An 11,589-nucleotide genomic window follows, 5' to 3' on the forward strand; every position below is an offset into this window, starting at 1 on the left:
TTATATATCAGGCTTGTTTTAAAAGTATTTTAATTATTTCATAATATATCATATATTTTTATTATGACTAGTAATATTAACTTAATAAAGTTAATAAAATACCAAAAACCAATGAAGTTTGTTATAGTAGAAAATAACTAAATTTAACAATACAAAAAAGCTGACAAAATAATTATTTTTTCAATAAGTCAAAAATAGTATATATCCAAATAATACCAAATATAAGATGAATTTATACTTAAAAAAATACAAAAGTCATCTTTTAAAATGTTGTATACAGAAAAATATTAATTATAATATCTTAATTAAACTAATCGATAACAAATTATATAATTATGAAAAAATATATTTTTTATTTAATGTCTATATTTTTTTTGCTTTCATGCAAAACTAGTATGGTATACAATATAAAAGGTAATGATGATAGATCTCATTTTGTAAAAATAGACAGAGTAGAATATTTAAAACCTAATATAAAATACAATATTGACGGCACAGAATATAATACTGATACCCTATCAAGAATATATAAAGTTACAAGAAAGAATAGCCTTATACTCTCTAATGCCAAAAGGAATAATTATGCCCAAAAAAAAATAGTAGAGCTTTACGGTATAAAAGGCTGCGATCATGGGGGACATATTATAGGCAGACAATTTGGAGGATCACCTAATATTGATAATTTAATACCAATAAACAAAAGTTTAAATATAGGTGAAATGAGAAAAACAGAGATGGAATGGAGAGATAATTTAAATGAAGGTAATGAAATAAAAGATATAATAATAAATATAGAATATATATATACTAATATGCGTCCTAATATAATAAAGATTAATTATACAGTAGAGAAATACAATACTAATTATAAAGTAATAAAAATATTTACGAATATAGCAGAAACAAACAATTAAAAAACGCCCCAAAATTATAAAACAATTTTGAAGCGTCTTAAATATTTATAGGAGTATGTTAACTAACTTTTAGATAATTCCTTATCCTCAGTCTTAACTGACTTAGTATAAGAAAATACCAAAGAGCCATCATTAGCATCAACATTAATAATATCACCCTCTTCTATATTACCAAACAATATTTCTGTACTCACATAATCTTCTATCTCTTTTTGTATAGCTCTTCTTAAACTTCTAGCACCATACTTCTTATCAAAGCCTTTATCTATAATATAGCTTTTGGCTTCTTCACTCAAATTGATTACTATATTTCTTTCTTTAATAGCTTCGTTCAATTCTTTAAGCATTATATTAATGATATCTTTAAGATCATCTTTAGTGAGGGTATGGAACACAATAATATCATCTATTCTGTTTAAAAACTCTGGATTAAAGTTTTGTTTTAATTCTTCCAAAGCAAAATTTTTGATATCATTAGTATCTTTTTCGCTTCCAACAGCATTAAATCCTAAAGAACTGCCTTTAACTATATCTCTGGCACCTAAATTACTTGTTATTATAATTATAGTATTAGAAAAATCAACCTTTCTTCCAAAATTGTCAGTAAGCTGCCCTTCTTCAAGCACCTGTAAAAGTATATTGGTAACATCAGGGTGAGCTTTTTCTATTTCATCAAAAAGTATAAGTGAATAAGGTTTTCTTCTTACTTTTTCAGTAAGTCCGCCGCCTTCTTCATAACCAACATATCCCGGAGGAGCTCCTATAAGTCTGCTTACAGCGAATTTTTCCATAAACTCACTCATATCTATTCTTATAAGTGCATCACTATCACCAAACATAAACTCTGAAAGAACTTTAGCTAAAGCAGTTTTTCCAACACCAGTAGGTCCCAAAAAAATAAAACTTCCAAGCGGTCTTTTAGAAGTTTTAAGCCCTGCCCTGCTTCTTCTTATGGCTCTAGATATAGAAGCTATTGCCTCCTTTTGACCTACAACTTTCTGATGAAGTTCTTCTTCCATATCTATAAGTCTCTTGCTTTCTGAGTTTAAAAGTCTTTTTATAGGTATATTAGTTATTTCTGATATTACATGTCTTATATCATCTTCTTCTATATAAGTTTCAATTTTTTCTCTTTCTTCACGCCATTTTTCTTCTTTTTTAGCAAGCTCTTCCTGCAAAGCAGTAATTTCATCTCTTATTTTTGCAGCCTCTTCAAAGTTCTGATTATCAACAACATTCTTTTTCTCTTGATTAAGCTCTTCTATTTTCTTTTCTAAATCTTTAAACTCCTGAGGTCTTGTCATATTCATAAGCCTTGCTCTTGAACCAGCTTCATCTATCAAATCTATAGCTTTATCAGGTAAATGTCTTTCAAAAATATATCTTTTACTTAAAACTGCAGCTGCTGTAATGGCTTCATCAGTATATTTTACTTTATGATGTTCCTCATATTTTGATTTTATTCCGTTTAATATTTCTATAGTGTCTTCTATACTAGGCTCTTCAACATTAATAGGCTGAAATCTTCTAACCAAAGCACCGTCTTTTTCTATATATTTTTTATATTCATTGATTGTAGTAGCCCCTATACATTGTATTTCCCCTCGTGAAAGTGCAGGTTTTAACATATTAGCAGCATCTAAAGCTCCTTCAGCTCCTCCAGCACCAATTAATGTATGAAGTTCATCTATAAATATTATTATATTATTAGCTTTTTTAATTTCTAGAACTATATTTTTTATTCTCTCTTCAAACTCACCTCTATATTTAGTACCTGCAACAACTGAAGATAAATCTAGAGTTAATACACGTTTTTTTAGAAGTATATCAGGTACATCAGCAGATACTATTTTCTCTGCTAAACCTTCAACTATAGCTGTCTTACCTACACCAGGCTCACCTAAAAGTATAGGATTATTCTTTTTTCTTCTTGAAAGTATTTGTACTACTCTCATAACTTCATTTTCTCTTCCTATAACTTTATCCAAAGCCTTATCACGAGCAAGTTTAGTTAAATCACGAGCAAACTGATCTAGTGTAGGAGTTTTTACTTTTTTTACTGTTTCATCTTGATGAGTCTGCTCTGAAGAAGATATATTACTTCCAGCCACACCAAGCATTTTTAATATTTCCTGTCTTAATATAGTAAGTTCAAGTCCCATACTTGTAAGTACATTATAAGCAGTACCTCCCTCTTCTCTTAAAAGCCCAAGAAGTAAATGTTCTGTACCTATATAGTTATGACTTAAAGCTCTTGCCTCTTCTGCCGACCTGCTTATAAGTTTTTGCACCCTAGGAGCAGTAGGCAAAGTACCAAATACTTTTGTAGATGAAGACTTAACCATAGCAGATTCAAGCTCAAGTTTTAATCTATCTAAATCAATTTTCAATCTAAGTAAAACACGTGTAGCTAAAGCCTCTGATTCATGAAGAAGCCCTAAAAGAATATGTTCTGGAGTAACCATATCATGATTTAATCTTTTAGCCTCTTCCTGAGCATATAGTTCTATAACTTTTTTTGCTTTACTTGTTAAATGAAATTGGAACATATTAAAATCCTATATATAACATTATATATAAATATAATTATCTTTTATAATTTTTAGTTTAATAGCTATTATTATCGGCTATAATAAAAATACTATTATTAATTAAAGCCTGATAAAATCATAGATTTAATATATAATGATGCTAAGATATAAAAGTATTAATAACAATTTGTATTTTAAATAAAACTGCTATTAGATACATTAACAACATTTATATTAGTTCTAGCAGTTGATGCAGTATTTGTCCTAGTGTTAGTATTATCTTGAGGATTAGAATATAGTAATGATAATACCAATGCTAAAACTATTGCTGATGACAGAGCAAAAGAAAGTCTAGCAGAACACATAAAGGCATAAAAAGGATTAAATTCATTTTTTTTAGAACTTTCCATCTTAGCTCTTTGAAGCATATACTGCCATTCTCTATCAGGCAAACTAGGCAAATCGAAATAATGTTTTCTTCTTTCAATTTTGCTTTTAAATTGCATCATCTCATGTAATTTCATAAAAGAGTCCTTTCTTTTTCTAATAGCGATTTCATTTTTTTAAGAGCATAAGAATAGTTACTCTTAGCAGAATCGCTTGATATATTTAAAATATCCGCTATTTCTTTATATGAGTAATTCTCATAATATCTCAATATAAAGACATCTCTCTGTTTTCCCTTCAATTTTCTAGAGGCATTATATATTTTCTCTTGAAGGTATATTCTCTCATATTCTTTTTCGGTATTATACCTCTTATCATCTACTACCTCTAATTTCTCTAAATAAGGCGACTCTCTTCTATAAGCCTTAGAATACATGTTTATAGCAGTATTGCTTATTATACGGTATAGCCAGCCTTTGAAATAATTACGTTCTTCATATCTGTCTATAGCTTTGTAAACACGTATAAGTACATCTTGTGTTAAATCCATAGCATCTTCATAATTATGCATGAAACGATATGACAAATTAAATATATAATTTTTATATCTAGTTAGCAATAAATCTAATGCTTCGCTGTCGCCTTTTTTATGTGCCTCTATAAGTTCATAATCTTTTAATAATTCTTTTTCTTTAGTTTCTATCATCTCTGCAAACTCCAATTATCTGTTCTTAAAATAATATATACACATTATTTATAACAAATACAATAACATTTAAGTAAAATCAGGCCATATAACTTTCTTTAACAAAATTCTTATTAGAACCGTCTTGTTTCTTTTTATCATTTCCTGAGTTTACTGACTCTTTCTCATTAAATGCACACTCTATATCATATTTAGTAAGTGTTAGAGTGTTTCCTTTTATGCCGTCCAAATTAAAAAGTATATTAACCATTGCTGTTTCTACTATACTTTTTAATGATCTTGCCCCCATATTCATACTAGAAGCCTTATCAACTATAAAATTTATGGCTTCTGAAGTTACAGTAAGTTTTTTACCTATACTTCTAAAAAATTCTGTATATTTTATGATAGGAGATTCTGAAGTTTTTGTCAAGATATCTTTTAAATTTTCCTTAGTAAGCTCATTTAAAGTTACAATTATAGGTATTCTTCCTATAAACTCTGGTATCATACCATATTTTTCTATATCTTTAACATCAACTTGGCTTAATATTCTATCCTTTTGAAGTTTATTAATAACCGCATTAGAACCGAAACCTAAGCTATTTTCTCCTTTCAAACGCATTTTTATAATATCATCAAGCCCTACAAAAGCACCGCCGAATATGAATAATATATTTTTAGTATTCATAAGTATGCCGTCGCTTGAATGCATCATACGTCTGTCGCCGAACTCTGGAACCCTTATATCCTCTCCATTCATCATAGAAAGTAAAGCCTCCTGAACAGCTTTATCTGAAGGATTGCCTGTGGTAGATTGATGTGCATCCGCTTTTGCTATCTTATCAACCTCATCTAAAAATACTATACCATGCTGAGCATGCTCCAAATCCCCATTAGCCTTTCTATATAGATTGTACAAAACAACCTCTACATCATCTCCTACATAGCCTGTTTCTGTAAGTGTAGTAACATCAGCACGGGCAAAAGGAAGACCTAAAATATCGGCTAATGTCTTTACCAAATAAGTTTTTCCAACACCTGTAGGGCCTATCATAAGTATATTAGACCTGAAAGGTATTTCTTTATTTCCGCTTATTCTAAGGCAATGCAAATATGCATGTACTGCCAATGCTTTTTTAGCCTCGTCCTGACCTATAACTGTTTTATCTAGTTCTGCTACTATTTCTTTGGGGGTAAGTATATCTGATGATTTTTTCTTACCGCCTGCTTTATTTTCTAATGTATATTTTCTTATAACTTCTTCGCTGTTTATAACTCCTTCTATAATGCTATAATTCTCTTTCTCCAAAAAAGCAAAGATAATTTTAGAGTTAATAAATGTTATAAGAGTATTTGATATCTCTAATATACCGCCGCTTGGATATGGTTCATGAGATAAGGTAAATATGCCGCTTGACATTAATTTACCTTTAGGGTCAAAATAATGATATTTATTTATATATATATCCGAATTTAAAGTAATAAGTTCTAGTATACGTCTGATAGATATAGCAGACATAGAATCCCCATAAATTGTATATACTAAAACCGAATACAATATAAATCTCTCGTCTAAATTAAGTTCTCTGTCAGATATAAATTTTTCTATATTAAAATTATATTTTTTAAAGCTAGATATTTTTCTTACATCACCCTTTAATGAATTAACTAGCAAATCTACCTCATTAGCATTATTGACAGCTTTTTCATTATTAGTAACCATTTCATCTTCATATCCTAAAGCCCTGTCAATATTGCTGGATAATCTTCTAGTCATATCATTTCTGTCAGATATCAAATTTAATGTATAAACTATCTTAGTAATTATTTCAAAATATGCCCTGAAAGCATCTTCTCTGTCTTTGTATTTTTCCTGATTTTCTTTAGTTTCTTCAGCTTTCTTCTTCATAAATAATCCTCCTAAAACTATTTAACCAAATCACCTATTAAATCATATTCTGTATGATGAGTGATATTAACTTTAACTATATCACCTATATTTATATCATAATTATTTTCATTATAAACTTCAACACAGCCGTCAACCTCTGGGGCATCATATTTACTTCTGCCTATAAACTTATTATCATCTTCTTTCTCTTCTATTAATACATCTATAGTCTTTCCTATAAATCTTTCAAGTCTCTCTTCAGAAACCTCTATAGCAGCCCTCATAAGTCTCTCTCTAAGCATCATCTTTTTGTTTCTGCTTATTTTAGGTTTATCTATAGACAATGCTTTAGTATTTTCTTCTTCAGAATATGTAAATACCCCTACCCTATCTATTTTGGCACTTCTCACAAACTTTATTAACTTCTTAAAACTCTCTTTAGTTTCGCCAGGAAAGCCTACTATTAAAGAGGTTCTTATTACAGCATTTTCATCATAGCTTCTTATTCTATTAATCATATTTCTATAAAATTTATATGCTCTTTTTCCTCTGTTCATATCTTTAAGTATTTCTTCGTCAACATGCTGCAAAGGTATATCAAAATAAGGAACGACTTTATCTATAGTAAAGAATGCTTTTACTATATCATTATTTAATACAACAGGATTTTGATATAGTACTCTTATCCATTCAATACCTTCAATTTTTGAAAGTTCTTTAAGTAAATCTGGCAAAGCTAACTTTTTATAAATATCATATCCGTAATATGTAGTCTCCTGTGCTATTAAATTAATCTCCTTAGCACCATTTTTAGCATAATTCTCCGCTTCTTTAACTATATCTTCAATCTTTCTGCTTCTATGCCCTCCCCTAATATTAGGTATAGCACAAAAACTACAATTAGCATGACACCCATCACTTATTCTTATATAAACACTGTATTTAGAGCCAGTATTTAATCTATCTCCATACTCTTTATATTCCGTATTATCTTCTCCGTCATGAAAACCATCTTTATTTACAGCTTCCAATATCTTTTCCAAATCATGTATACCTATAGCAGCATCAACCTCTTTAAACATATCAAGAAAATTATTTTTATATCTTTCACTCATACAACCCGATACTATAAGTCTTTTACATTTTCCATATTTTTTGTACATAGAATGGTCAAATATAGCATCAATAGATTCTTTTTTTGAATCCTCTATAAAAGCACAAGTATTTATAACTATAACATCAGCTTCTTCTGGATTGTTTGTAACATTAAATCCATTTTTCTGTAATATAGCTAATATATGCTCTCCGTCAACTGTATTTTTCTCGCAGCCCAAACTATGTAAATATATATTCTTCAATTAATTATCCTTTATATTAAACTTTGTATCATATTGATAAACATTACTTATAAATAAATTTACTTAACTTAATAAAGTTACAATATATTTATAAAAAAACTATAACAATTTAATAATTTCTTATAATTTTTTTTCAATAAAAACCTTATTTAGTATCTGACATAATAAGATTATATCTAGTAGAATCATTAAGATTCTTAATCCATTTTATAGTCTTATTAACAGTCTCTCCAGCACTGCCTACATTAATAATTTTTCCATTAACTTTAACTACCACCTCTCCAGCATTACCTATAGTAAGCATAACAACATCTTTAGCTTCTAAATATAATGTCTTTCCGCTTAAAAGGTTTGTTGTAGCAGGTCTGTTGGAATCTATAAAGTATCTTACATATACAAAATGCTTGGCTGTTATCTCTATTCGGATATCAACTTTTTCTGTATCCTGCTCTATATAAGTTTCGCCGTTTATAACAAGAAGATTAGTAGAAACAGTATTATTATAGTTGGTACTGTTTAATTCTGTCTGATCTATTTCTGTGTTATAGCCTGTATTAACCATCTGATTTTCTTCAAGCCTTTCCATTTCAACTGTAGCAGAATTATCATAAACTTCTATAACGCTTATCTTAAAATCATTTATACCATTACCATTTAAATCCAATATTATAGGATTGCTCTTAGAAAATGATAAATCCTGACCATTTACATTAATATGAACAACATTGCCTATAGTATTAAATCTTATAGTAGCTGATATGCCAAGAGGCTTAAAATATATAACATCTCCTACTTTAACACTCTGTCTTGCTTTGCTGTCAACTATATTTTTAGATATCTCTGTCTCATTTCTGTTTTGTTTTTTATTAGAGGTAAAAAAACCCAATATATTATTTCTATTTACAATTATAACAGTAAGAACTACAATTACAGCAAGTATGATAATTACTGTAGGAATTACAGATCTATTTTTATTTCTTAATTTATACAAATCTCTTTTAGCCATAAAAAGTAAATCTGCTTCGGCATTGTTAGAATTTATATTTTTATTTTTTTTATTTGTTTCTTTTATGGTCTTCTCTTCATTTTTTTCTGTATTTATAGCATCTTTTAGACTTTCTTTTGAAGGTGTTTGATTTTCTTTTTCTTTACTGTTATCCTGTTCAGTATTTTCTTTTGTTTTCTTTGTATTTTTAGTAGTTTTGGTATTTTTCAATAGATCTTGTTCTGATTTTATACCATTTTTTTGTAAATTATATCTTTCCAAAACCATATTGGCATCTAATGATAATTTGTCGCTTAGATTCTTTATAAATCCTTTTACATATATTTCACCAGGTAATACATCAAATTCTTCATTTTCCAATGCTTTTATGAATCTGGCAACTATATGAGTAGAAGCCTCTAATTCTTCTATTGTAAGCCCTTTTTTCTCTCTAGCATTCTTTAATATTTGACCAATAGTTTCCATATAAATTTCCCTAATAAATCCTTAATTAATTATTTGGTACTAAACCATCTTTTAATACTTGCATATTTTCTTCTATTACTGGTTCAAAATCCTTGTTTCCGTCCTCATATTTGGGATTGTATCTTATGCTTGTAAATAAATACTCTACAGGAACATTAGTTGTAGTTATTCCTAATATTCTTATAATCATGCCAGTATCATCTACCCATAAATGTATTTTTGTAAAGCCTGTTCTGTCTACACTAGCCTGTTTAGAAGTCAAAAGCATATGATAGGCTCTTCTATTATCATTACCTGCATAAGAGGCACTATTATATTTTGCAATGCCAAGTTCAGAGTCTTTAAAACTATTAATAGATACTAATTCACGTTCATTATAAAAATCTATATTAAATTTACTTGTCAGTCTTAATATACCTTCTGCTGTATAAATAGCCCCAGAATCACCATAATTTAGTTTCTGCTCTGCTACAACATTATTTCTAGGGAAAATTATCCATAAAGTCTCACCATTGCAGTATATTGACTGTCCATTGGCTCCGCTTGTATACTCCATTTTAAATAAATTAGGATTTTTGGTTATTAGTCTGCCGTATGATAATTTTTCTCCGTTACGTTCTACAAAATTAGCAGAAAATCCGTTTATTTTTGAGAATCTATTGGATATCATGCTGACAACTCTCTCAGGAGTCATTATTTGAGTATATGCTATTGAGGATAATGATAGAGATAATATAATAAAAAGTATTATTTTTTTCATAGATATTTTTTATTTGTCCTTAAATGAAATAGATGTAATTTATACTAATGTTATATGATATAATAAAAAAGCATAAAAAACAAGTATTTTATTTTTTATTTGGGATCATTATTTTTAATAAATCACAAAAAATTTCATACTCATTTTTGATAAAAAACGAGTATGAAATTCAATTTTTTTATCTATATATATATTTTTTATCAATTATAGGAACTATATATTACTTAAAATTAATGACTTATTTTAAATATAAAGTATATTTAAAAACAAATCACATTATATACATAATAAATTATATACATTTAGGAGGCTAACTATGAAAATGAAAAAAATAGATAATACTAAATATAATATGTCAAAATATAAAAGCATATACAGTAATAGAAGTGCAATCATACAGAATGATGAAGAGATAGTACTTCTTCTTGGAAATGAAATGCGTAAAGAAGGTGTTGTGGATGTAGAAGCTGCTGTATACTTATCTCTGCCTAGTTTTTTGAGACTATATGATACTTTAAAAGAAAAAGTTGATATGTTCAAAAAAGGCGGAAATTTATTATAGTTAAAGGAGATTATTAAAGTTTATGAAAAATAATTATATAAAAGAATACTGCATTAAAAATAATAAAAATATTATTCTTATAATAGAAAAAGATATTAATAAAAAGATGTACAATGAACTTTATAATACATTAAATAGACTTTTAGAAAATGGAAGCAAAAATATTATAATATATTTCAGAAACAGTATAAAATATATTATATCAAATGCTATATACTTAATGCTTGAAACTCAGAAGGTACTTGAGTTTAGAGGAGGAAAAATGATACTTACTGGATTAAATGAATATGCAAAATGGTCTGTAAAATCATTAGAAGCTCATAAAAAAATAAAGATATTTGATAATATTCACAATGCTATAGAAGATATAGAAGAAATTACTGCATAATAAAAATAAAATAATAAAATAAACAAAAAGCAAGGAAAAAATTCCTTGCTTTATTTTTTAATAATAAAAATTAATTCCGATTAGTTAATATAGCATCTACAAAATCTGTGTAATTAATATTAGCCAAATTATAAACATGCAAAAAACCATTTGTAAACATTATAGATGAGGCTATAGTAGACCTGTTTCCGCTTCTGCAATACACTATATACTCTTTATTTTTATCTAAAAGATTTATTTTACTTGTAAAATCAGTATTTAAAACATCAATATTAATAGAATTAGGAGCACTTCCAGACATATACTCTTCTGGAGTTCTTACATCTAAGAGAACCAAATTTGTAGATTTACTCATTAAATCCAATGCCTTTTTTATATTAATATTATCATAACCGTTTTTAGAGCATGATGATACCATTAATAAAAATCCTAAAATCAAGGCAAAACATAATAAATATTTTCTCATATCTTATATATCCTTTTATAATTATTTTTAAAAATATTATGTTAATTAATAGTATTAATAATATTATATTTATATATTTTGTCAAACTCTTTTAATAATAAATAATTTTAATTTTATATTTTCTTTACTTTTCTGTTTTATATAGTAAAACATTTATACGGGAAATTTTAGAT

The 11,589-nt window shown here is 27.6% G+C and carries 11 protein-coding genes; 3 read left to right on the forward strand and 8 right to left on the reverse strand.

Annotated features, from left to right (window positions below; genetic code table 11):
• The first annotated feature begins 335 nt into the window (after positions 1-335).
• Positions 336-914, forward strand: coding sequence for a DNA/RNA non-specific endonuclease (locus tag KQ44_RS08330; RefSeq protein WP_096737015.1), 579 nt, complete (start codon positions 336-338; stop codon positions 912-914).
• A gap of 62 nt (positions 915-976) precedes the next feature.
• Here the strand turns inward: KQ44_RS08330 and KQ44_RS08335 are convergent, their stop codons facing one another.
• The 7 genes from KQ44_RS08335 to KQ44_RS08365 all read right to left on the reverse strand — a co-directional run bounded on the left by KQ44_RS08335 (position 977) and on the right by KQ44_RS08365 (position 10,000).
• Complete coding sequence (locus KQ44_RS08335) at positions 977-3,463, reverse strand: ATP-dependent Clp protease ATP-binding subunit (protein WP_096737016.1); 2,487 nt, start codon at positions 3,461-3,463, stop codon at positions 977-979.
• Between the two features lie 176 nt (positions 3,464-3,639).
• Positions 3,640-3,969, reverse strand: a complete 330-nt coding sequence (locus KQ44_RS08340) for a hypothetical protein (protein ID WP_096737017.1) — start codon at positions 3,967-3,969, stop codon at positions 3,640-3,642.
• Positions 3,966-4,538, reverse strand: a complete 573-nt coding sequence (locus KQ44_RS08345; protein WP_013113388.1) for an RNA polymerase sigma factor — start codon at positions 4,536-4,538, stop codon at positions 3,966-3,968. The genes KQ44_RS08340 and KQ44_RS08345 overlap by 4 nt, the downstream gene beginning before the upstream one ends.
• A 79-nt stretch (positions 4,539-4,617) precedes the next feature.
• Positions 4,618-6,429: an ATP-dependent Clp protease ATP-binding subunit ClpX gene (gene clpX / locus KQ44_RS08350; protein ID WP_096737018.1), complete on the reverse strand. Its 1,812-nt coding sequence runs from the start codon at positions 6,427-6,429 to the stop codon at positions 4,618-4,620.
• Between the two features lie 17 nt (positions 6,430-6,446).
• Positions 6,447-7,769 carry a 30S ribosomal protein S12 methylthiotransferase RimO gene (gene rimO / locus KQ44_RS08355; RefSeq protein ID WP_096737019.1) on the reverse strand — a complete coding sequence of 441 codons (1,323 nt, stop codon included), beginning with the start codon at positions 7,767-7,769 and terminating at the stop codon, positions 6,447-6,449.
• A 145-nt stretch (positions 7,770-7,914) separates the two neighbouring features.
• Entirely contained in the window at positions 7,915-9,240 is a 1,326-nt protein-coding gene (locus KQ44_RS08360) for a helix-turn-helix domain-containing protein (protein WP_096737020.1), read from the reverse strand.
• Positions 9,241-9,265: 25 nt separating this feature from the next.
• Positions 9,266-10,000 carry an outer membrane lipoprotein carrier protein LolA gene (locus KQ44_RS08365; RefSeq protein WP_096737021.1) on the reverse strand — a complete coding sequence of 245 codons (735 nt, stop codon included), beginning with the start codon at positions 9,998-10,000 and terminating at the stop codon, positions 9,266-9,268.
• 316 nt (positions 10,001-10,316) lie between these two features.
• Between KQ44_RS08365 and KQ44_RS08370 the strand changes: the two genes are divergently transcribed.
• Both KQ44_RS08370 and KQ44_RS08375 read left to right on the forward strand, forming a co-directional pair.
• The gene (locus KQ44_RS08370) at positions 10,317-10,562 is read left to right on the forward strand and encodes a DUF3467 domain-containing protein (protein WP_096737022.1); all 246 of its coding nucleotides are present in this window, start codon (positions 10,317-10,319) and stop codon (positions 10,560-10,562) included.
• A 22-nt stretch (positions 10,563-10,584) separates the two neighbouring features.
• A complete protein-coding gene (locus KQ44_RS08375) occupies positions 10,585-10,950 on the forward strand; it encodes an STAS domain-containing protein (protein WP_096737023.1) in 366 nt (121 codons plus the stop codon).
• Positions 10,951-11,020: 70 nt separating this feature from the next.
• On the opposite strand, the gene KQ44_RS08380 is transcribed toward KQ44_RS08375, so the two are convergent.
• Positions 11,021-11,416, reverse strand: a complete 396-nt coding sequence (locus KQ44_RS08380) for a rhodanese-like domain-containing protein (RefSeq protein WP_096737024.1) — start codon at positions 11,414-11,416, stop codon at positions 11,021-11,023.
• Between the last annotated feature and the right edge of the window lie 173 nt (positions 11,417-11,589).

Source organism: Brachyspira sp. G79 (assembly GCF_002379365.1).
Taxonomy (GTDB): domain Bacteria; phylum Spirochaetota; class Brachyspiria; order Brachyspirales; family Brachyspiraceae; genus Brachyspira.

Excerpts from the sequence above, each read along its gene's own strand:
- KQ44_RS08330 (WP_096737015.1), top strand. The coding sequence starts at position 336 with ATGAAAAAATATATTTTTTATTTAATGTCTATATTTTTTTTGCTTTCA.
- KQ44_RS08335 (WP_096737016.1), bottom strand. The coding sequence starts at position 3,463 with ATGTTCCAATTTCATTTAACAAGTAAAGCAAAAAAAGTTATAGAACTA.
- KQ44_RS08340 (WP_096737017.1), bottom strand. The coding sequence starts at position 3,969 with ATGAAATTACATGAGATGATGCAATTTAAAAGCAAAATTGAAAGAAGA.
- KQ44_RS08345 (WP_013113388.1), bottom strand. The coding sequence starts at position 4,538 with ATGATAGAAACTAAAGAAAAAGAATTATTAAAAGATTATGAACTTATA.
- clpX (WP_096737018.1), bottom strand. The coding sequence starts at position 6,429 with ATGAAGAAGAAAGCTGAAGAAACTAAAGAAAATCAGGAAAAATACAAA.
- KQ44_RS08360 (WP_096737020.1), bottom strand. The coding sequence starts at position 9,240 with ATGGAAACTATTGGTCAAATATTAAAGAATGCTAGAGAGAAAAAAGGG.
- KQ44_RS08365 (WP_096737021.1), bottom strand. The coding sequence starts at position 10,000 with ATGAAAAAAATAATACTTTTTATTATATTATCTCTATCATTATCCTCA.
- KQ44_RS08370 (WP_096737022.1), top strand. The coding sequence starts at position 10,317 with ATGAAAATGAAAAAAATAGATAATACTAAATATAATATGTCAAAATAT.
- KQ44_RS08375 (WP_096737023.1), top strand. The coding sequence starts at position 10,585 with ATGAAAAATAATTATATAAAAGAATACTGCATTAAAAATAATAAAAAT.
- KQ44_RS08380 (WP_096737024.1), bottom strand. The coding sequence starts at position 11,416 with ATGAGAAAATATTTATTATGTTTTGCCTTGATTTTAGGATTTTTATTA.